Below are 23,508 nucleotides of genomic sequence, written 5' to 3' on the forward strand. Positions count from 1 at the left end.
CTGCCTGACGGCAGCCCCGCCCGTCATGAACCAGCAGATTCACATCCAGACTCCGGTCGAAGCGTTCAAGTCCTGCTTTTCAGCGGTGGCGGCTTATCTTGGCCGCCCCAGCGCTGAAACTGTGCTTTTTTCCGGCGTGCCGATCTCGGCAACGCGGATCGAGGTGCAGGAGATCAGGCATCTTGCCGAGCGCATCGGCCTTGAGACGACGGAATTCGAGCATCGCGATTTCGTTCGCGGCCGCTTTGACCTGCCGGCGATCATATTTCGACCCAACCGGTTGCCAATTGCCATCTTGGCGGAGCAGCGGGACGGTGCGGAATTCCTGACCGGACCGCAGGAAGACGGGCGCACGTCAATCTCGCGCGCCGAACTGATGGCAGCGCCGATTGCCGGAGGCGTCGGCTTCTCGATCACCTACGCCAATACCGCCGAGGACATGAATGTCGGCAATGCCGCCAAGATCGAGCGGCCCCATTGGCTGTACGGCACGCTGGGAGCCTTCTGGCGATCCTACTCACGCGTAGCTCTGGCGGCGATCTTTATCAATCTGCTGGCGATCGCCTCGCCTATCTTCACGATGAACGTCTACGACCGAATCCTGCCCAACAAGTCGATCTCGTCGCTTTGGGTTCTAGCAATCGGTGTGTCGACGGCGATCCTGTTCGACCTGCTACTCAAGACGGCGCGTGCGGCACTGATCGACCATGCCGGTCGCAAGGCTGATCTGCGCATCTCTTACATGCTGTTTGAGAAGGTGCTGAACACCTCGCTGAGCGCTCGCCCCGCGTCGACCGGCGAATATGCCAACCGCGTCTCGCAATATGAGTTCGTCCGCGAATTCTTCACTTCCAACACCGTCAGCACCTTCATCGACACGGCGTTCGTCTTTGTCTTCCTTCTGGTGATCTACGCGATCGCCGGCTGGCTGGTGATCGTTCCGGTGATCGCCTTCATTGCCGCCGTCATCATAGGACTCGTCGCACAGCACCGTATCGGCAAGCGCGTCGCTGCGTCGATGAACGAGGCCTCTCAACGACAGGCGCTGTTGGTCGAGTCGATTTCGACGGTCGAGACAATCAAGTCGCTGCGTGCCGAGGCCTACCTGCTGCGGAAATGGCGCGAGCATTCCAAGAATGCCGCCAATACCTCCGAGAAGATCAAGGAACTGTCGTCGGCTGCCGCGAACATGACGCAGTTCGTACAGCAGCTCGTGACTGTGGGGCTGGTGGTGGCAGGTGCCTATGCCTTCGACAACGGTGCGGTCTCGACCGGCGCCATTATCGCAGCGGTGATGCTTTCTGGGCGCGCGGTCGCGCCCCTTGGCCAGCTTGCGATGACCATTTCGCGCTTCCGGCAGGCGATGCTGTCGCTGAGGGTCATCAACTCCATCATGGAGCAGCCGGAGGATCGCCCCGACACTGTAGGCTTCGTCAATCGCCCGATCCGCGCTGGCGCGCTGACCTTCCGCAATGTTGGCTTCGCCTACCCGGGCACCGAAACCGAAGTGCTGACCGGCGTCAATTTGTCGATCAATCCAGGCGAGCGTGTCGGCATCATTGGCCGCATAGGCTCGGGTAAGACGACATTCGGACGGCTGGTCGGGCGGCTGTTTTTGCCAACCACCGGCGAGTTGCTGCTCGATGGCATCGATGTGCGTCAATATCACCCTTCGGAAGTTCGTGCCGCCGTCGGCATTGTTGCCCAGGCAGGCGACCTGTTTTCGGGCACGATCAAGGAAAACCTCCTGATGGCGCGGCCGGAGGCGACCGACGAAGAAATCATCGCCGCGGCGAAGGCGGCGGGCGTCGATGAGTTCGTTTCGCGTCATCCGCGCGGTTACGACATGAATGTCGGCGAACGAGGCACCAACCTCTCGGGCGGGCAAAGGCAGGCAGTGGCGATTGCCCGGCTGTTGATGACGAAACCCAAGGTCGTATTCCTCGACGAGCCGTCGGGTTCGATGGATCTGGCATCCGAGCGCCAGCTCATCAAGCAGCTGAGGACGGCCTTCGACGACAAGACTACGCTGATCATATCGACCCATCGCTACAGTATGCTCGAAATTGTCGATCGCCTTATAGTGGTCGAACAGGGGCGTATCGTTGCCGACGGGCCAAAGGAAAAAGTCATTCAGGCATTGCAGAAGCCAAACGGCTGAAAGCGGATGCGTGGCGGCATGATTATATTGAACTCGTTCAATATAATGGGGCACTTATGATAACCAGAGAAGACAGACCGCCATTTTTTGCGTCGGCCGCGGTGTGGATCATCGGCGGGCTGTTCGCGGCCTTCGTCGTTTGGGCATCGCTGGCCGAAGTCGATGAGATTGCGCGTGGCGAGGGCAAGGTCATCCCCGCATCCAAGACCCAGATCGTCCAGGCCAGCGAGGCCGGGATCGTCGAGGAGATCGCCGTCAAGATCGGCCAGGTGGTCAAGAAGAACGACCTCATCATCCGGCTGGATGATACGCTCAATGAATCGAGCCTGGGCGAACAGCAGGCCAAGGCACGCACGCTCAGCGCCCGCATCGCCCGGCTCAAGCAGGAACAGGAAGGCCGCATCGGGGAGCCGCTTGCATGTCCCGACGACCTTATGCGCACGGCGCCTGAGATCTGCGAAAACGAGCAGAAGCTGCTCGTGGCCCGGCGCCAGAACTTCGACACCAAGCTCAATGTTTTGAAGTCGCGGCTTGACCAGCGTGAGAAAGAACTGAACGAAGCAAAGGTCAATGTGCAGCGGCTGACGGAAAGCCTCGCGGTCAGCGACAAGGAGACTGAGCTCGTCACCTCCATGGTCAAGCGCAAGCTGATGGCCCAGACCGAGCAGATACGCGTCGATCGCGAACAGGCTGAACTCAGGGGTCAGCTTAATCTCGCGCAAGAGACCATCAAGCGGACCGAAGGCGCGATCGTCGAGGCCAGGCTCCAGGTCGACGAGTTCGGCCTGCAGCTCCAGCAGGAAGCGCTCGACGAATTGACCCAGGCGCTGGCCGAGCTTTCGGTGGTCGATGAGACCATCCGCGGCGCCAGCGACCGGGTCGCACGCACCGACATCCGCTCGCCCGTCGACGGCATCGTCAACACGCTCGACGTCAACACGCTGGGCGCTTTCGTGCAGCCGGGCGCGGTCGTCGCCGGCATTGTGCCGACCTCCGAGACGTTGCTTGTCGAGGCGCGGGTTTCGCCACGCGACGTTGCCTTCATCCGCCCCGATCAAAAAGCGCTGATCAAGGTTTCGGCCTATGATTTCTCGATCTTTGGCGGCCTCAACGGCAAGGTCGAGACAATCACCGCCGACAGCCTGGTCGACCAGAACACGGGTGAACCTTATTATCAGGTGCGCGTGTCGACAGACCGTTCGGCCCTGGAAAGGGATGGCAAGTCTTACTCTATCATTCCCGGCATGATCAGTACGGTGGAGATTATCACCGGGCGCAAGACGATCCTTGCCTATCTGCTCAAGCCCATCAACAAGGCGCGCAACGAGGCGCTTCGTGAGCGATAGCGCCACCGTTCCAGATGGCCTTGGGGTCAACGTCTTTTCGGTAGACGATCTGACGACCGATTTTCGCGTCGTGGTCCGTCAGGGTTCGCGACGCGGTATCAGGCTTGAACGCCTGTTCTGGACGACGCTGAAACAACTGGCCGAACACAACCGCCTGACCATTGGCGAAATGGTTGAGGAGATCGCGCGGGCTAACGGCGATACGAGCAATCTCGCATCGGCGATCCGCGTCGCGTGCCTGCGCTGGAAGGCCGACCAGAGTGCCGAGCTTGCCAAGCTGGCCTCATTGCGCACCATCAATGCCATCCTGGGCGCTTGTCCGGCGCCGGCTTTTGCATTGTCGTCGACAAAGAAGATCCTGTCGCTCAATTCGGCTTTCCAGATCCTGGTCAAGCGACAGCTGCCCGCCGGCTTCGGTGACGAGACAAATCGCGACCTCAGGCTTTCGCTGGATCTCAACGTCGCAGACATCTTTGCCAGACTCGATGCCAATGGCGGCGTGCCGATCGCCAGCGGCTTTGTCATTGGGGCCGGTGAACGGCGCTACCGCGGCCAGCTCAACGTCGTTCGTGCGCCGATCAGGACACCGGAACTACTGCTTTCGTTCGTGGTCAGCTGAAAGATCGAGGCCAGCAGACGCTGCCAGGCCTTTTCCTGATCTTCGCTCCACTTGGCTCAGAACACTCAACAGGCTCTCTCCGGAAGACCTGACTCATTAAGAATTTGCATCGGATTACTTGCAAAATGCATCTGCGATTTCTCTGGCAATTAACCAATCGAAAACTTTTCGAGGGAGTGACATATCGGGATATGCATTCCGGTTCTCGTCACGGTTGTGTTTGCCCGCTGGCCATTGTTTCAGTGCCGCTAAATTAAGATTTGGGGATGGGCTATGGCGACCTCTGTTGAGTTTGAAAATCTGTCTGCTTCCGCGGCTGAGAACGCAGCCCTGCCAGAGGGCGCGGCGCAACCCGCGGTTCAGGACCAGATTATGGCGCAGGCAGCCGACCCGGTTCCCGTCGATGCGGGTTCTGGCCAGCCGGTGCAAGCAGTACAACCCGCTGCTGTTGCGCCTTTGCAGGCCACGCCTTCGGAATTTGTCGCGGACGCTTCAAATGTCGTGCATCTGCCGGCCAACATCTCCATCGACAACATCAAGGTCGACGGCAACAACCTGGTGCTCGAGCAGGCCGACGGCACGCTCATCGTCATCAAGGACGCTGCTGCCAATGTACCGACCTTCCTGCTTGGCGATGTCGAGGTGCCGCGCGTTGCCCTGATCGCAGCCCTTGAAGCCGGCGGCATCAACGTCGCGTTCGGTGCCGACGGCTCCATCGCGGCCGGCGGTGGCTCTGCGCAAGGTTCTGGCGGTAATTTCGAGATCCAGGCGGGCGGCATCGGCAACGGGTTCGACCTGTCCGATCTGCTGCCGCCAACGGCACTGATGTTCCCTCAGTATGAGGGACGCGAGCTTGTTGCAGGTCTCAATGCCGATCCCGAATTCACGGGCTTTTCGATCCGCCTGTCCGAAGAGGGGCTGAGCGGAGGCAATCGCGACAATGGTCCGAATCCCTTCGACACCACCAATGAGCGCGTGTTCACCGGCAATTTCGGCGCGACCGACAGCAATGGCGATCCGCTTACCTATAGCCTTGGTCTGCCTGACCCTGTGGCCAATGCAGGCATTACATCGCATGGCGCTGCCGTCGTGTGGACTCTAGTCAGCCCCAACCTGCTCGAGGGCAGGGTGGGAGACGAGGTCGTGGTTCGCTTCACCATAGCCGACGCGAAGGCAGGCAGTTTCCAGGTCGAGATCCTGGGGCCGATCGACCACCCGAGTTCTGGTATCGAAGATGTCGTCGGGATTGTCGTACCGGTTACGGTCAAGGATCCGTTCGGCGGTTCGGCGACAGCGAATGTGACGCTTCAGGTTGAGGACGACAGCCCTGAAATTTCGGGCGTCCGTCTCGGCGCAACCGCTATTCTCGACGAAACGATCGCAGGAACCCCAAGCGGTTTCCCGATCAATGTCACCAGCGCCGGCTCGATTCTCTCTTTCAGTTCGACCTTCGGCGCCGACGGTGCAGCGGCTGGCGGCGGCGTTGTCTACGCCCTTACGCTTTCGGGCAATACCAATTCGGGCCTGAAGACGGCGATTGGCGACTTCCCCATCACGCTCGTGCAGACCAACTCGACCACGATCACCGGTACTTTTGAAAATGGTGGCACGCAAACCGCCTTTACCGTCAAGATCAACGCGGACGGGTCGTTGACTGTCACACAGAACGTTCCGCTCGAGCACAACACCGATGGTTCCACGCCAGCGTCGCACAATGACCAGTTGAATCTTGCCGGGCTCGTCAATGCATCGGTGACAATCACCGATTTCGACAATGACAGCGTCTCGGGCGGTGCACAGATTGGCGGCGCGATCATATTCGAGGATGACGGCCCGAAGGTTTCGGAAAACAAAGTCGTCCTTCTCGACGACGACGCCCTGGGCGGCAACGTCGGTGGCGTGAACGACGATGTCGACAACTCCAACGTCTCGGGCACGCTTGGTCACAATTTCGGCGCTGACGGCGGCTCGATCGCCTGGCTGACCAATGGTGCGCCGGCCGGTTTCGAATACAAGCCCGGCGCCAATGGCTCGCTGGAAGTCTTCCAGAACGGGACCAAGGTCCTCACCATCACGCTCGATAGCGCCACCGGCGCCTACACCGTGACGCAGAACGCGCCGATCATGCATGCGGCGGGTGACAACGAGAACAACCAGAACTTCACGCTGACCTACCAGGTCACCGACAATGACGGCGACACTGCCAACGGCACGTTGCAGATCAACGTCGACGACGACACCCCGACGATCGCAGGCAACGGCGAAGGCCCCACGCTGACGGTCGACGAGACTGTTCTCGGCACCAATGCCACGGCTTCCTTCGCCGGCAGCTTCATCAGTTCTGCAGGCGCAGACGGCCTGCAGTCCATCACCTATGCGCTGAGCGTCGTCGCCGGCAATGCCGGCCTCGTCGACACCGCGACCGGCCAGCAGGTCGTGCTCAGCATGAACGGCACCACCGTCGAGGGCAAGACCACCGGCGGGGTGCTCGTCTTCACTGTCAAGGTCGACGCCAACGGTGACGTCACGCTCGACCAGATCCGTGCCGTCAAGCACGCGGACGTCAACAATCACGATGAGTCCGTCAGCATCGCGCAGAGCCTCATCAAGCTGACCGCGACGATCACCGATAAGGACGGCGACAGCAATTCGGCGACGCTGAACATCGGCGACAACCTTGTATTCAAGGACGACGGTCCGTCGATCAAGGACGGCAACGCGGCCATCATGGTCGACGAGGACGACATCGCGAACCTGCAGTCGCAGGGGTCTTCGCCGAACGACGGCACCGGCGACGGTTCGAGCACGGATTCGATCTTCCTGGGCGGCGGCGCGTCGGCCACCGGTTCTCTTTCGGCAGTCGTCAATTTCGGCGCCGACGGCCCGGCGGCAAGCGGCGCCTATGGCTTCACGTCGACCGCGCTTACCGACATGGCTGCGATTGGCCTGCAGTCGAAGGGCGTTACCCTGAGCTACGCCTACTTCGGCGGCAACCTGATCGCCTACGCCGACAACGGCAACGGCAGCTACAATCCGCTTCAGGATCGGACGGTCTTCTCGCTGTCGGTCAACTCCAACAGCGGCAACTTCACTTTCAAGCTGTTCGACCAGCTCGACCACGTCGCGCCGCCCGCCGGCACCGCCGATGAAAACACCGCACTTAAGGCCGGCAACGGCTCGGTGCCTTCCATCGACTTCGGTTCGGTCATCAAGGCGACTGACGGCGATGGCGACAGCGTCGTCCTCGGCGGCAAGGTCAATGTCACCGTCACCGACGACATCCCGCAGATTTTCCTGACCTCGCTTGGCGGTTCGGTCGTCCACGATGAGACGGCTGGTCTCCAAGGCGATGACACCACCAGCCTGTTCGTCGCTGGCCAGTTTGGCTCGTTGGAAGGCAGTGAAGGCATTTCGGCGATGGGCTATGCCCGCGAAGGCCTCATGTTCGCCTACGGTACCGTTCCGCTCTCGCAGGGCGCAGACGAGCCTATCGTTCTGGACATCACGCTTCGCGTTGTCGGCGGCCAGGGCCAGGATTCCGGCCTCAAGACCACTGCTGGCGCCAGCATCTTCCTCTACGTCGAAGACGGTCTGATCGTTGGCCGCGTCGGCGGCGAAAACGGCGCAGTGGCATTCGCGGTCGCGGTTGACGACCTCGGCGGCGTTAGCATTGCCCAGTATATGTCGCTACAGCACCCGACGGCAGGCGACGGCTCGAACGGTTCGCACGACGAGCCGATCAACCTGAACAACCTCGTCGAGGTTGTGCTGACCGCCAAGGACAATGACGGCGACACGGTCGAAAAGTCGATCAATATCGGCAACAAGATCTCCTTCGAGGACGATGGTCCGAAGCTGACCGGCGGTACCGAGATCAAGATTGTCAACGAAGACGATATCGACAGCTCGTGGTCGCAGGGCACAAGCCCGCATGGCCAGGGCCAGGCCGATCCGGAGAACGACGGCGACAATTCCTATACGAACAACCAGCCTGGCCCGAACGATCCGGCCTACACCAGCGGTTCGCTGGCTGCCCTGGTCAACGCCGGCGCCGACAACCCGCTGACCTTCGAATTCAAGGCTGGCATGGTGGAGTACTTCACCCAGCTGGGCCTCTATTCCAAGGAATCGGCAAACGGCGATGGCCCGAACGGCCTCAAGCTGACCTACGCCACCTCCACGTCTGGCGATTGGGTCACGTTCAGGGCGACCGAGCCGGACTCGCCGAATTCCTTCGGTAACTCCTCCAATCCTGTGTTCGAGCTGCGCCTCAACACCAAGACCGGCCAGTACGAATTCCGTCTCTATGACGAACTGATCCACAAGGCCGGCGACGGTGAGAACTTCGACATCCGTACCGGCGATGGCACGACCAGCATCGACCATCTGCCGTTCGGCGACTGGATCATCGCCAAGGACGGCGATGGCGACTGGGTTTCGCTCGGTTCGAACTTCCAGATCAAGGTCCTGGACGACGTTCCGGAGCCCGAAATCCGTCTGAACAACGGCGAGTATGTCGTTCACGACGAAACCGCCGGCACGCAAAACAGCAATGGCGCCGACGATACCAATTCGCTCTTCCTGCCGTCCTCGGTGCGTGCGCTGTTTGCGGCGCTCGAGAATTCGGGCCAGACCGGCGACGATCCTGACGTCGATGGTGTCAGCGGTCTGAGCGGCAAGCCGGTCATCGGCTATGCCCGTGACGGTTCGCCCATCGTGTCGACGAATGGTTCGGAAGTCGGTGCGGATTCGCCTGCTGCCTCGGCCTCTTTGACGCTCAAGGTGACAGACGGCACGTCGTCCGGCCTGTTCACGACCGAAGGCCAGGAAATCCTGCTGTACAAGACCGCCAGCGGTCTGGTTGTCGGCCGCATCGGCGGTGCAAACGGCACCATTGCGTTCGCGATCGCCATCGAGCAGGGCGGCGAGATCAGCGTCGCGCAGTACCTGTCGATCAGGCACGATGACCGCGGCGACTCCAACGAGCACAACGACAACGGCCTGCCCGGCAACGACGCCAGCCCGACGGAAGGTGCTGCGCCGATCCAGGAATCGATTGCCACCGGCGCAATTAAGGCCGTTTATACGATTACCGATTCCGACGGTGACACCCGTTCGGCCGAAGTCGATATCGGCGGTCACATCCGCTTCCTCGACGACGGCCCGACCGTTGACGTGAAGGCCGACAGCCGCAACGACTACAGCGACATCCGCCTGACGCTCGACGAAACCACTCCCGGCGGCAACCCGGACGACAACACCGCCAACACCGAATGGTCGCTGACGACCAATCCGGCCGCCGCTGTCGGCATCGGCCAGGCATCGACCCCGACCTCGGCCGGCGGCACCTCCGTTGCCGAACTGTTCAACGTCAATGTCGACGCCGGCTCCGATGGCCTTCAGTCACTGACCAAGACCTTTGCGCTTGTTCTCAACGACAACAGGGGCAATCCGCTCGCCAATGGCTCTGCCACGGGCGTCGAGACGAACATGGTTGTTACCGCCGCTGGCGGAACGCCGCTTGGCTCCATGTCATCCGACAACCGCACGATCTGGCTCTACAAGGTCTCGGACACCGTCATCATCGGCAAGATCGGCCACGACACGCCGGGCACCGGCGACGACTATGTCGCGATCCGCATTGAGCTGACCGGTTCGGCTGCCGATCCGCAGTTCACCGTCACCCAGTACCTGCCCGTCAACCACACCGGCACCAGCGATCCGGACGACGTCCGCTCGATGCTGCTCGAAGATGACGACGCCAGCCTCGGCATCTCGCTGACGGTCACCGCGACCGACAAGGACGGCGACAGCCACACCGACACGCACACCGTCACCGTCGTCGACGACGGCAAGTCGATCGTCCGCGTCGAGGACGACGGCCCGCAGATCCTGTCGACCGCGTTCGGCGGCGGCGTCGTGCACGACGAAACGTCGGGCAATGACGGCGGCAACGACACCAATACCAACTACGCCAGCCTGTTTTCAGCGGTCACGTTCAAGGGCAACGATCCGGACGTCAACAATGCCTTCGATCCGGCGATCGGCTATGCCCGGTCGCAGGGCGCGATTGTCACGGCTGTTGTCGACTACGGAACCGACGGCAAGGCTGTGGCCAACGATCTGACCTACAAGATCCAGATCGGTTCGGCTCTCACCAACCTGCAGACGACGGACGGCCGCAACATCGAGCTGTTCCAGCAGGGCAACCTGATTGTCGGCCGCTACGAAGTCGGTGGCAACAACAACCCTGACGGCAGCGGTTCCGACGAACCGGCAGCCTTTGCGATCCACATCGATCCGGCGACCGGCGAAGTCACGCTGGTCCAGTATGTCTCGTTGAAGCACCCGACCGGCGGCTCGAGCCATGACGAGTCGATTTCGCTTTCGGCGGACAATATCCAGGTTGTCCTGACCGCCAAGGACGGCGACGGCGATACTGTCAGCGCCACGGTCAATGTCGGCAACCTGATCAAGTTCGAGGATGACGGCCCGACCTTGACCGTCACCTCGCCGCAGTCGGTGGCCAACGGTCTGTTCTTCTCCGGCTTCCAGGACAACAACGGCGCCTGGGGCACGGGCAGCGGCATCAACACCTCCGGCACCGCTGGCGCATGGAGCATTACCGCTTCGCCGGTTCAGGGCGCGGGTACCGTGGTTCTGGAGAAGGTAGGCGACGGCTATCGCGGTTCCGACAGCCCGACCAACTCGGTCATGGTCGACATGGAAGCGACGCCTGGAAATATCCAGCTGTCGCAAACGATTAGCGGCCTGACTGCTGGCGAAAGCTATGGCCTGTCCTTCGAGATCGGCGCGGCCAACGACGCTGCTGCTGGCAGCGCCAAGCTGGAAGTTATCTGGAACGGCCAGGTCGTCGGCACCTACACGCCGACGTCGGGCGTGATGCAGACCATCATGATCAACGTGCCTGCGCTCGGCGGCAACAACACTCTTGAATTCCGTGAAATCGGCGCAGCAGGCGACAACACCGGCACCTTCCTCGGCAACGTCAAGCTCAACGACGTCATCGTCATCGACGAGACCAAGGGCATAGATCCGGCTTCTAATGAAGTGGTGGCGGGCGGCGTGTCTAACCTGTTCAGCAGCGTCAATGGTGGCTCGGACGCGGATATGCCCCAGGTGCAGTTTGCCCAGGGTACCAGCTCGATCGTCGGCGCAGTTGCCGCTTTCGGCGCCGACGGCGCGGCAGCGACGAACTCGCTGGTCTATGCCCTCGAGCTCGCCAACGACAACGGCGTCGCTTCCGGCCTGAAGACCACCGAGGGCCAGAACATTGTCCTCTACAAGAATGCCGCCGGTCTGATCGTTGGCGTCTATGACGCGGACAACAACGGCATCAGCAAGGACGACAAGGTCGCCTTTGCCCTGCATGTCAACGCCGCCACTGGCATCCTCACGATCGCTCAGTATGTGTCGCTTTATCACCCCGATACGAACAGCCAAGATGAAGGCGTCACACTTGCCGCCAACACCATTTCGGTGAAGGTCACCGCGACCGATGGCGACGGCGACACTGCATCCGGCAGCGCCGATGTTTCCGGCCGCGTGCTGTTCGAGGACGACGGCCCGAAGGTGACGTCTGTCGTTCCGTCTGCTCCGACGCTCGGCAATGAACTGGTCGTCAACGGCAGCTTCGAGGACGGCCACGGGCTGACCGGCTCCAACTGGGAAATCTATTCGCAGATTTCCGGATGGACCATGGGCGCAAACAATGTTCCGTTTGAGATCCAGACCGGGGGTGCTGGCGGCCTTGGCGCCGACGGCCAGGGCAACGCATTGGTCGAGCTTGATGGCGACACCCAGAGCAACGGCAATGCCGAGGTCGTTCCCGTCCAGAATACCAACGCTACTGTTCAACAGACGATTGCAGGCACCGAAGCCGGCCAGACCTACCAACTGAGCTTTGCCTATTCGCCGCGTGGCGGTGAGGGTGCAGGCTCCAGCGGCATGCAGGTCTGGTTCGATGGCAAGCTCGTCTTCGAGATCCCCGCAAACAACAGCTATCCCGCCAACACCTGGCAGCATTTCACCATCAACGTCACGGCGAGCGGACCTGGCGCGGTGCTGCAGTTCGTTGGCACCGGTAGCCAAAACGAGCTTGGCGCCCTGCTCGACAGCGTCAGCCTCAAGGCTGTCTACAGCGCCAATCTTGACGACGAGGATGCGCTTGGCCAGGTTGTTGGCAACCAGGGCGGCCCCGGCGATGACGGCTCTGGCAGCGTCGCGAAGGGCAAGATATTCTTCGATGCTGGCAGCGATGGTCTCAAGTCGATCGACGCGACGGGTATTGCAGGCCTGAAGGCCATCTATGTCGACCCGACAACTCATGTCGGCACCCAGTATGCGGTTACCGGCCAGACATGGGTGGCCAATGGCGCAGGCGGAACGCTGACCGGCACTATCGACGTGCCTGGCGTTGGCTTGGTCAAGGTCTACACTTTGACCATTGATGCTTCCGGCAACTACACCTTGACCATGCTGCAGCCGTTGGTACACGAGGCGCCCGCACAGGGAACCTCGTTTGAAAACAACCTGTCGCTGAACTTCGGCTTCACCATCACCGATGGCGACGGCGACAAGGAGACGGGCGCGATCAACGTCAATGTCGATGATGATACGCCGGAGGCAGTCACCTCGGTGCCGGCCGCGACGGTCATGGAAGAGCCGGGGTCGGGTGCGGTTTCGGTTCAGGTACAGACCTATGGGTTCGGCCTCGCCGAGCTCAACCAAGCACCCAACATTCCCAATCTCACCACGAACGCCGGCACGATCGTCGTCATCGCAGGCAACGGATTCACTTTGCAGACAGCCGGGGCCGGCCAATCGATGATCTTCACGGCAGCTGCCGGCAAGACATTTACCATCGAAAGCGCTGCAATCGGTCTGGATGGCTCCAATGCCGGCCTGTCGCAGGTCACGTTGATTGGATTTGATGCGAATGGCAATGCGCTGGCCCCTGTCACTTTGACGGTTCAGTCCAACGCGACACCAGGCGTAACGCCAACGAGCGTGTTCGACGCAACCGGCACTGTCCTGGATGGCGTCATATTATCCAAGCTTGAGATCGTTCCGCCGAATCCGGCGGGCTTCCAGGGCCGTATCATTCTCGACAATCTGGAGCTGGGTCAGGTCAGTGTAACACCATCTCAGCTGACGACCGCCAATATCGACCTGTCGCCGCTGGTCAATTTCGGCGAGGATGGCGCGCATGCCGGTGGTGCTTTCCAGCTCAAGTCCTTCGCGGCTCAGGACTTCGGTTCGATCAACTCCGGTGGCAAGGAAGTCCAGATTAAGTCGGACGGCAGCAAGCTTACCGGCTACACCTCGGACAACGCCAAAGTCTTTGAACTGGAGATCGTCCACGGCAAGGCCGTGCTCACGCTCTTTGCACCGCTCGACCATGGCGGCGCGAGCCAGCTCAACCTCGATTTCAGCCAGTTCATCACCGCTCGCGATGGCGATGGCGACACCATCGGCCTTGCACAGAACGCGGTTGTCTTCGCGGTCAAGGAAAGCGATCTTGTTCCGACGGCAGGAACCGCTTTTGCTGCGGTCGATGACGATGGCTTGCTCGGCGCCAACTCCGCAGCCGGGACCGGCGACGTCGTTGTCTCGCCCGATACCGACAACAATGAAGCTACCTTTACCGGCACGCTGCCGGGTGGCGGCGGCAACGGTGCGTTGGCCTACAGCTTTGCCGGGATGGCCGGGCAGAGCGGCCAGGTTGGCTCGGAGACTGTCACCTATAGCTGGAATGCCGGCAGCAACACTCTCACGGCTAGGACCGTAGGCGGGAGCCGCCCGGGAACGGAGCTTTTCAACGTACAGATCACCAATCCGTCAACCGGCGCATACAAGGTAACGCTCGTCGACAACGTGCTGCACGCGGCCGCAGATAACACCGAAGCCAGTAACAGCGTCGTGCCGGGTCTCAACTACACGGTTGGCGACTCCGACGCAGACACATCTGCAGCCGATATAGCGACTGGTACGTTGAATATCGAGTTTAATGACGACGTTCCAACGGCGAATGCCAACACCAACTCGGTCATCGAAGGTGGCGTTGTCACTGGCAATGTGCTGACCGATGGCACGGCTGACGTGTTTGGCGCCGATGGTGCGGCGGCTGGCGGCGGTGTTGTTGGTGTTCGCGCCTCGGGTGGCGACACCACGACGGCGGTGACCTCAGGCATCAACACCACGATCACCGGCTCCTTCGGCACGCTGACGCTGCAGGCGAACGGCACCTATTCGTATGACGGCAATCCGAACGTGGTAGCACCTGCCGGTGCGACGGACGTGTTTGTCTACACGATCAAGGATGGCGACGGCGACCTGTCAACGACAACACTGACGATCAATCTGTCGGACAGCGGCATTGCAGCCCCGGCGGATTCGGATGTGACGGTCTATGAGAACGCGCTTGATCTGGGCAAGGACGGTTCGGATCTGGCTTCGGGCACGGTGACGGGTTCGTTGCCGGGTTCGACCAATGAGACCGACGCCACCAACCAGCTCAATGCAACGAGCACGGCTGGCGGCCTGGTCTACACGGCGCAGACGATCGTCGGCACCTACGGCACGATCAAGATCAATGCCGACGGCAGCTACATCTACACCCTGACGTCGCCGGTCACCGGCACAAACGCCAACAATGGTGCCAACACGGTCTCGGGCCTGGAGAACTTCACCTACACGGTGACGGATGCCAACGGTAATACCAAGACCGGGTCGATCACGGTCAGTGTTGTCGACGACGTTCCAACGGCGAATGCCAACACCAACTCGGTCATCGAAGGTGGCGTTGTCACTGGCAATGTGCTGACCGATGGCACGGCTGACGTGTTTGGCGCCGATGGTGCGGCGGCTGGCGGCGGTGTTGTTGGTGTTCGCGCCTCGGGTGGCGACACCACGACGGCGGTGACCTCAGGCATCAACACCACGATCACCGGCTCCTTCGGCACGCTGACGCTGCAGGCGAACGGCACCTATTCGTATGACGGCAATCCGAACGTGGTAGCACCTGCCGGTGCGACGGACGTGTTTGTCTACACGATCAAGGATGGCGACGGCGACCTGTCAACGACAACACTGACGATCAATCTGTCGGACAGCGGCATTGCAGCCCCGGCGGATTCGGATGTGACGGTCTATGAGAACGCGCTTGATCTGGGCAAGGACGGTTCGGATCTGGCTTCGGGCACGGTGACGGGTTCGTTGCCGGGTTCGACCAATGAGACCGACGCCACCAACCAGCTCAATGCAACGAGCACGGCTGGCGGCCTGGTCTACACGGCGCAGACGATCGTCGGCACCTACGGCACGATCAAGATCAATGCCGACGGCAGCTACATCTACACCCTGACGTCGCCGGTCACCGGCACAAACGCCAACAATGGTGCCAACACGGTCTCGGGCCTGGAGAACTTCACCTACACGGTGACGGATGCCAACGGTAATACCAAGACCGGGTCGATCACGGTCAGTGTTGTCGACGACGTTCCAACGGCGAATGCCGGCGCGGCGATGACCGTTCTTGAAACCGCAGGTTCAACGACAGGCGAGAATCTGTTGCTGAACGACGTCCGAGGTGCCGATGGTGCTTCTGTGACGCACGTTTCCTTCGATGGCGGTACAACGTGGCAGACCGTTGCCGCTGGTGGTTCAACATTCACGCCGCTTGGCGGACAAGGCACCTATTCGATCGCAGGCGACGGAGCTTGGTCATTCGACCCCAATATCAACGCCAGCAACTCGGATCAGAACGTTAGCTTCATCTATCGCATTACCGACGGCGATGGTGACATATCGGAAGCAACACAGACCATAACGGTCACCAACGTTGCTAGCCCGCTGTTGCTGGTTGGCTCGAACGACGGTGACAACACTGGTCAGCCTACAGACCACACCGTGCCGAGCCCGCAAGGTCCTGCGGATGGCGTACTCCAGGGCGGGTCTGCCGATGACACGATTATCGGCGATCCCGGTGCTGTGAACATCACCCAGGGGCAAAGCGCAAGCATTGCTTTAGTGCTCGACTCCTCGGGAAGTATGACGGACCAGATTGCCTTCGGTGGCAGCACCATTTCCCGCATGCAGGCTCTCAAGGATGGCACCAAGGCGCTCATCGACAATCTTGCGGCTTCGGGCGCGCAGAACATTCGCATTACAGTCATTGACTTCGACACCAATGCGACCAACCGCGGGACCTTCAACCTCGTCGTCAATGGCGTGGTGCAGACAGCAGCGGTCACAGCTGCCAAGGCAGCCGTTGATGCAATGACGGCTGGCGGCGGCACCAACTATGAAGCCGGCTTGCAGTCCGCCTACAACTGGATCGATGGCGGCAGCGGGCTAACCACTGCCGACCTCAAGAAGGTTGTATTCGTTTCCGATGGCAATCCTACTTATTGGTATGACTCAGATGGCGACCTTGACGGCGATGGTGGCGAGGGGGCCAGCAACGTTGCGGATGCCCAGAGCCAAGTTTTGGGCTCGGACGGAACCAATGAACCTCAGCGGATCATCTCGAAGGGCTACAGCATCGAGGCCATCGGTATCTCGGTCAACGGCACTCTGCTCGGGCGTCTGAGCGACATCGAGGATGGCAACGCAAGTGGCGGCACGGGCGCTGCAACCAATGCGACTTCCGCAGCACAACTTGCGGCTGCCCTCACTGTTCTCGGCGGTTCCACCGAACTCGCGGCAGCGGGCAATGACACGATCAATGGCGGTGACGGCAACGATCTGATCTTTGGCGATGTGCCGAACACTGACGGCTTGGCGATCCAGCTTGGTGTCAATCTTCCAGCAGGTTCCGGTTGGGCGGTGTTCCAGGCACTGGAGAACCGGTCGAACAACGAGACGCTCGACCCTGCTGGCAATGGAGCGGATTGGACCCGTGCCGACACGCTAGCTTACCTCGCAGCGAACCATGAAGCGCTGTCGAAAGAGAGCGGTCGGTCAGGTGGCAACGACACGATTACCGGTGGCAATGGGCTGGACATCATCTACGGCCAGGAAGGCAATGACGTTATTGACGGCGGTGCCGGCAACGACATCATCACCGGTGGAACCGGCAAGGACACCATGACAGGTGGCACCGGCGCCGATACGTTCCGCCTTGCCAATGGCGAGTTCGTTTCCGGCGAATCTATCGATGGCGGCGCCGACGGCGACACGATCGTCCTGACCAACGCGACCACGGTGGATTTCACCGCTGGCACGGTGACCAATGTCGAAGCGCTGACCGGCAGCAGCGGGGCCGATGTCGTTACGATGTCTGCGCTGCAATGGGCGGCGTTCCACAGTGTGGATCTCGCAGGTGGGACCGACACTCTGAACGTGCAGGTAAATGGGGCTGTCGACATTTCGGGAGCGACATCGACCAGCATTGCAGGCGTGGAAACTCGTAACATCGTTGGCACCGCTGGAGCAGACAGTCTTACTCTAACCGGCGCGCAACTGATGGCGCTGGTTGGCTCGGGCACCACCAAGTCGATGAATCTTGGCGGTGGCGCGGACACGATCACGGTCACGGATGCGACTGCGATCGACCTGACCGGCGTGACGATCAACGGCGTGGAAAACTTCAAGGCTGTCGGCAACAACGCCAACAGCGTTACGATGACTGCGCTGCAGTTCGCTGCGTTCTCAAGCATCGATCTTGGGGCTGGCACGGACACCCTGAACATTCAGGTAAGCGGTTCGGTGAATTTCGCCGCGATACCAACATTGGCCGGTGTGGAAACGATCAACTTCATCGGCACCAGCGGCAATGAAACGCTTACGTTGACCGGCGCGCAATTCAATACGCTGGTTGCAAGCGGGGCCACTAAAATTGACCTTGGTGCCGGTTCTGCGGACGTCCTGGTTCTGAGCTCGACCTCAACAGGGTTGAATAGCCTTGGAGATGGAGGGCTGATGGGTGTTGAGACGGTCTCGGCCGCTGGCGCGGCTGCGGGTGTTACAATCAACCTCGCAAATCAGTCCGAGGTTCTCAAGATCATCGGCTCGACGAATGCTGATACAATTACGGGCGGTTCTGCTGCCGATATCATTAGCGGCGGCGGCGGTGACGACACCTTGACCGGCGGTAGTGGAGCCGATCAGTTCCGCTTGGCGACCAATACCGGTAAAGATACGATCGCAGACTTTGCTGCTGGAACGGATAAGATTGGTTTCCTTGATACCGGGTCGACAGGCAGCGGGAGTGTCAATTTTGCTGGAACTTCCGGAAGTCAGGCCGGAAATGCGCTGAATGTCACTGATTTCCAGATACGTGCCGATATTTCCGGTATCCAAGGGGCAGACGACAATCACGTCATATTGCTGAATACGGCGCAGACGACTGCTCAAATAACTGCCGGCATTGGTGCCAATAATTCGCAGAACGCTTATGTCGTTGTGTTCAATTCGGACACCGGTAGAGGAGAAATCTGGTTCGATACGGACTGGGACAACGCGAGCAACCGCGTCCAAGTGGCAACGCTTAACAACATTACGTCGCTTGCGGGTCTGAACGCGCTTACGGCCTCTGACTTTGTCGTTTACTCCAGCGCTACCGACCCGATCATGCTCGACCTCGACAAGAACGGCATGTCGTTCTCCAATGTCGACGGTGGCATCCGCTTCGACATCAACGCCGACGGTGTTGCCGACCAGGTGGCCTGGAACACCAGCGGCGATGGTATCCTGGCTTATGATGTCAACGGCGATGGCAAGATCGACAGCGGTGCCGAGATCTTCACGCCGGACTTCGCCGGCGGCCATTTCGCCAGCGGTGCCGAGGCACTGGCTTCGCTCGACAGCAACGGCGATGGCATCGTCGACGTCAATGACGAGGCCTTTTCCAAGCTGATGATCTGGCAGGATGCCAATAGCGATGGTGTTGGCGAGATGGGTGAACTGACCCATCTCAGCGACCATGGCATCACCGGTCTCAGCACCACCACGACGGCGTCATCTGACTTCATCGATGGTCAGGCTGTGGTGGGCGAGGGCACGGTTCACTATGCCGATGGTTCGTCGGGAACCTATGTCGAGGTCATGCTCGACGGCGTGCTCGGCGAAGCGAACCAGGCTCAGCCGACCGGCGAGACCTTCGTCATCGACGGGCTGAATGTCACCGACATCATCCCCGATTATGACGGCGGCAAGGGTGACCAGCTCGATCTCAGCGCGCTGCTGAGCGGGCTTGCGCCTGACACCGACCTTGCCGCGCAAGGTTATGTCAGCGTTGTCCAGAACGGCGCCGATGCGGAAGTGAAGGTCGATGTCGATGGCGGCGGCGACAGCTTCCAGACCGTTGCCGTGCTCGAGAACTACACGGCGGTAAACGAAGCGGTGAAGGTGTTGTTCGAAGATAATTCAGGCACCAAGCACTCGGATAATGTATGAGTATTGGCAGACGGCGCCTGATTAAGGACAGACGGGATTTTCGATGACGGATGACAGGCCGGATGCAAGCAACGAAGGGGCCGGCGCTTTGGCGCTGGCCCCTGCCGTTAACATGAGTTCGTGGAGCTCAGAACCCGAGTTCGACCTGCCGATGCTTGCGCCTGGGCCGGTACCAATGGCCGACCAGGCGGCACTCGGCGAGATCCTCGCCGACGCTCTGTTCGGCGAGGTCATCGAGTTGTCGGACCTGATACCGCAGCTGCTGGCTCCTGACACCGAGACTGCCTATGGGGATGTGACGATGGCCGAGGTTACCTCGCATGACAGCGGGGCGGACGTGTTAGCTGCCATGGCTCCCCTAGCAATCCTCTTCGAGGAGGATGGATCGTCGGGGCAAGGCACATTGTGAGTTTTTGAAATGCACCCGAGGTTTTCCGGGTGAGGGCGTGAATGGGTGCATCTGGCAACGAGATGCTGGGGCAGGAGAGGGAATATCGAATGGCTTTGAACTGGAAGATGCGGTCGGCTCTTGCCGGCTTTTGCGTATTCGCCTTCGCCGGCCAGGCGGTGGCGGCCGATCTGATCGACATGCCGACAGCGAGCTACTGCAGAGTGGCGAGCACATCGGACCTGGCACTGAATGACAACCTCGGCGAAGTCAGAACCGAGGTCGTCCGGCTGATGGACGAGTCCGTTGCTGCCGCCAACAGTTCGCAGTGGATCGACTCGAAGCGCCCGGTCTTCGTCTGGGCTTCGGAGGCCAAGGTCGCCTGCGGCATCGCCTATGGCTACCTCAGGACCAACTATCGCGACGCGGACTCCATCAACAAATGCGAGTGCTTCCATAGCCGCATGGTGGAATACATGAACTAGCCGGGTGGAGGGCCGCGGTTCAGTAGCCCGCACGCCAGTCGCTCGATGGCTCCAGGGCACCGGGCGGTGAAGCAATTCCGGCCAAGATAAATCTCGCCTGGCTCGCTCATTAGCGACGGCCAGGCCGTTGCCGTTTCTGAACCGGGATGGCCGCAGGCTGGTCGCTTTCGGCGCAGATTTATGCTCTATGCCTGTCACTGGTTGCCTGCATGCTTGGCGATGAGACCAAAGACGATGCGCAAGCTCCCAGCAACGGAGGCATGATGACAGGATCTGGACAGCGCTTGTTGCGGCATGCCGCATTGCTGGCCGCCGTATTGGCGCTGCCGCTCGGTCTGACCGCTTGTCAGTCAGGCGCTGAAGGCCAGGACGTGCTTGGCACCGCCACCGAAAGCACAACCGCAACTGCCGGAACAGCGAGATCGGGCCCGACACGATCTGGCGAAACGCTCGGCAAGGGGCCGGTGAAAGTATCGATGCTGCTGCCTCTGTCGGCAGGCGGAACGGCAGGGGACCGCGGCCGCAAGATGCGTGATGCGGCCGCACTTGCGATGAGCGACATGGGCGATAATCTGCTGACTTTGACGGTAGAAGACACCGGTGGCGACGAAGGACGAGCGCGCAAGCTGACGACAGGCGCGCTGGCATCGGGCGCCAAGCTCGTCATCGGACCGTCGGAGCCCGGCGCGGTGCGCCAACTGGCAACGATCTCCGGCGCCAACCGGCCACTAGTCATGGCCTTGGCCGACAACTATGCCGGGGCGCCGGGCGTCTATTCTGTCAGGCTCAACGAAGCCGATAGCGCCGCGGCCGGTGCTGCGGCCATCGCTGCCAAGGGCGCGCGCAAGTTCGTGCTGTTCATGGCGGAAGGCGAGGCCGGCAAGACCATCGAAAAACGCGTTGCAAACAGCCTCAGCATCTACGGTGCAACGCTTGCGGTGGCGGTGCCATTCGGCCCATCCACCGGAGGGTCCGAGAAAGCGGTGGCCGACATGATGGCGCTGGTCAATGATCCGCAGGCGATCGTCATCGCCAGCGGCAGCGCCAATCCGGCACCCCTGGTCTCGGCCTTAAGGGCCAAGGGGATGCTCGGCAAGAACGTTGCGCTCGTCGGCTCGAACCGCTGGATCGAGCACGGCATCGATGATCCGGTCTTGCAAGGCGCCCACATTGCCACGCTCGACAGTGCCGAAATCGGGCCCATCGCCGATCGTTTCCGCAAAACCTATAGCTATGAACCCGACGTCAATGTAGCTTATGGCTACGATACGGTCGCTCTTGCCGCCGGCATCGCCAGCGCGCTAGGGCCAAAGGGCTTCACCAAACAGGTGATCGAGAACCCGACGGGCTTTCGTGGGTCGACCGGGGTCTTCCGCTTTCGGGACGACGGGGCTGGCGAACGTGCCATGCCGTTTTTTCGCATCGACAAGGGCAAACTCAAGCAAGTCGAAAAGTCGACGTCAGGGTTCTGACGTCTAAGTCACCGACGCGTGATGCCGGAGTTGGTTGGCAGGGGTAGATGAATCGATGTCGCCCGCCGCAGAGATGCGGTTCAAGGCAGCCAGCAAACAAGCAGCCAATTGACCACGAGTGCACAGGAGAGCCTGACGTCCGGGGCGCGCGTTCGTCCGCGCACATCAGCTTCAAATGAGCTGCGAATTCGTCCTCGCTACCTGCCTTTTGTAGCCGGGCACCGTCAATCGCCCAGTACCTGCCGGTCGTCGCCGTCTCGCCGTCGCACCAGCTCTTCCTTGATGCCACGGAGCGTTCTGGCGGCCTTGTTGCGGTCCGCATAGGCAACCAGGTTGGCCAGGATGTCGATCACTGCCAGATAGGCAAATCGCGTCGAGGTCGGCCGAAAGATGTTTTTCCCCTCTGGCAGGTCGATAGTGATCACTACGTCGGCTGCGGCGGCGACAGGCGAATTGCTTTGCGTGATGACAACGGTCGGAACGGCGCGCTTGCGCAAAAGCTCGAGGCTTTGAACCAGACCAGGGTCGCGGCCGCTGAAGGACGAACCAAACACAACGGTGCCAGGCTGGGCCGCAGCGGCGAGCATGATGTTCAGACTGTGATCGTTGGATGAATTGATGCGGCATCCCAGGCGAAACAGCCTGTTGTGCAATTCGTTGACGACCATCGAAGAGTTGCCGCTGGCACCGAAGGCATAGATGAAGTCGGCACCGCGCAGAAGACGGGCGGCCTTGTCCAGAGCCTGGAGATCGAGCTGGCGATGTAGCTGGAACAGGGCGTTTTGCGCCTTGGCGATGATGTCCTCGGCGACCTCCTCGGCGGTAGCGGTCTGGGCCTCGGGCATCAGGTAGCGCAGCCCAACATAGGGCATTTTCGCCAGCTGTACCTTGAAGTCCGCATAGCCCTGACAGCCCAGACGGCGGCAAAAACGCGTAACAGTGGGCGGCGACACCTCGGCCCTGGCGGCCAGTTCACCGATAGACGAGTTGACGACGAAATCGACATCCTCCAGCACGAGGCGGGCAAGCTTCTTTTCAAGGCCCGAAAGCTTGCCGTCCTCGTCGGACAGGGCATGGAAGATGTCCATCAAAGCTCTCCAATGCGAACGCGGGTACGCCGGTTCAACACGACTCAATCGTGAAAAGGAATTTCTTTCGACCCTGCTCATATAGCATAGGAGGCTTGCGCATCAACGCCACCCGATTTCGTCTGTGGCCGTCGGCGTGGCCATGCCGAAGAAAGCATCCAATTGAAATCAAAGTACAAAACGTTCAATCCCTATTGGGTTGGTCATTCCTTCTCGCCGTCGATCGGTAGTTGAGCGGTTCAAGGCGATGTTTCTCATTTACGTAAGTGAATTACATATTCTGGGAAAAATGGCCAGATTTTCGTTGACGCGGGCGCGAAAGTCGCCGTACTAAGAAAATTAATTACACTGCATGGCGGTGCAGGGAGGAAAAGCACCAAAATCGCACTCGCATGAGCGCAGGTGACATGCTGCAAGGCCGCGATGCCCCCAGTGGGTCGAGTGGCGCTGTGGCGTCCTGCGGCGGTGACGTGCGCGCAAAGATCAAACCATTCATGGCTGCCGGTATGGCCTCCCTGGGGAGCTGTCC

Annotated in this window: 8 protein-coding genes; 7 read left to right on the forward strand and 1 reads right to left on the reverse strand. The window is 60.6% G+C overall.

Annotated elements, in window-relative coordinates; translation table 11 throughout:
• Nucleotides 1–25 precede the first annotated feature (25 nt).
• The 7 genes from C8K44_RS00410 (at nucleotide 26) to C8K44_RS00440 (ending at nucleotide 21,891) form a co-directional block, all read left to right on the forward strand.
• Complete coding sequence (locus tag C8K44_RS00410) at nucleotides 26–2,161, forward strand: type I secretion system permease/ATPase (protein WP_109573778.1); 2,136 nt, start codon at nucleotides 26–28, stop codon at nucleotides 2,159–2,161.
• Nucleotides 2,162–2,217: 56 nt separating this feature from the next.
• Nucleotides 2,218–3,507 carry an HlyD family type I secretion periplasmic adaptor subunit gene (locus tag C8K44_RS00415; protein WP_109573779.1) on the forward strand — a complete coding sequence of 430 codons (1,290 nt, stop codon included), beginning with the start codon at nucleotides 2,218–2,220 and terminating at the stop codon, nucleotides 3,505–3,507.
• The gene (locus tag C8K44_RS00420) at nucleotides 3,497–4,126 is read left to right on the forward strand and encodes a ribbon-helix-helix domain-containing protein (RefSeq protein ID WP_109573780.1); all 630 of its coding nucleotides are present in this window, start codon (nucleotides 3,497–3,499) and stop codon (nucleotides 4,124–4,126) included. The genes C8K44_RS00415 and C8K44_RS00420 overlap by 11 nt, the downstream gene beginning before the upstream one ends.
• Before the next feature lie 273 nt (nucleotides 4,127–4,399).
• Entirely contained in the window at nucleotides 4,400–19,546 is a 15,147-nt protein-coding gene (locus C8K44_RS00425; RefSeq protein WP_109573781.1) for a DUF5801 repeats-in-toxin domain-containing protein, read from the forward strand.
• Nucleotides 19,547–19,589: 43 nt separating this feature from the next.
• Nucleotides 19,590–19,955: a hypothetical protein gene (locus C8K44_RS00430; protein WP_109573782.1), complete on the forward strand. Its 366-nt coding sequence runs from the start codon at nucleotides 19,590–19,592 to the stop codon at nucleotides 19,953–19,955.
• An 89-nt stretch (nucleotides 19,956–20,044) separates the two neighbouring features.
• Complete coding sequence (locus tag C8K44_RS00435; protein ID WP_109574042.1) at nucleotides 20,045–20,419, forward strand: hypothetical protein; 375 nt, start codon at nucleotides 20,045–20,047, stop codon at nucleotides 20,417–20,419.
• A 263-nt stretch (nucleotides 20,420–20,682) separates the two neighbouring features.
• Nucleotides 20,683–21,891: a penicillin-binding protein activator gene (locus tag C8K44_RS00440; RefSeq protein WP_245417301.1), complete on the forward strand. Its 1,209-nt coding sequence runs from the start codon at nucleotides 20,683–20,685 to the stop codon at nucleotides 21,889–21,891.
• 224 nt (nucleotides 21,892–22,115) lie between these two features.
• Here C8K44_RS00440 and C8K44_RS00445 read toward each other — a convergent pair whose 3' ends face one another.
• Nucleotides 22,116–22,979 (reverse strand): MurR/RpiR family transcriptional regulator, encoded by an 864-nt coding sequence (locus C8K44_RS00445; protein WP_109573783.1) that lies wholly within the window; start codon nucleotides 22,977–22,979, stop codon nucleotides 22,116–22,118.
• Nucleotides 22,980–23,508 lie beyond the last annotated feature (529 nt).

This window comes from Aminobacter sp. AP02, assembly GCF_003148805.1.
Lineage (GTDB): Bacteria > Pseudomonadota > Alphaproteobacteria > Rhizobiales > Rhizobiaceae > Aminobacter.

What these genes read in the sequence shown, in the direction of transcription:
- C8K44_RS00410 (WP_109573778.1), top strand. Translation starts at nt 26, where the DNA reads ATGAACCAGCAGATTCACATCCAGACTCCGGTCGAAGCGTTCAAGTCC.
- C8K44_RS00415 (WP_109573779.1), top strand. Translation starts at nt 2,218, where the DNA reads ATGATAACCAGAGAAGACAGACCGCCATTTTTTGCGTCGGCCGCGGTG.
- C8K44_RS00425 (WP_109573781.1), top strand. Translation starts at nt 4,400, where the DNA reads ATGGCGACCTCTGTTGAGTTTGAAAATCTGTCTGCTTCCGCGGCTGAG.
- C8K44_RS00430 (WP_109573782.1), top strand. Translation starts at nt 19,590, where the DNA reads ATGACGGATGACAGGCCGGATGCAAGCAACGAAGGGGCCGGCGCTTTG.
- C8K44_RS00435 (WP_109574042.1), top strand. Translation starts at nt 20,045, where the DNA reads ATGGCTTTGAACTGGAAGATGCGGTCGGCTCTTGCCGGCTTTTGCGTA.
- C8K44_RS00440 (WP_245417301.1), top strand. Translation starts at nt 20,683, where the DNA reads ATGACAGGATCTGGACAGCGCTTGTTGCGGCATGCCGCATTGCTGGCC.
- C8K44_RS00445 (WP_109573783.1), bottom strand. Translation starts at nt 22,979, where the DNA reads ATGGACATCTTCCATGCCCTGTCCGACGAGGACGGCAAGCTTTCGGGC.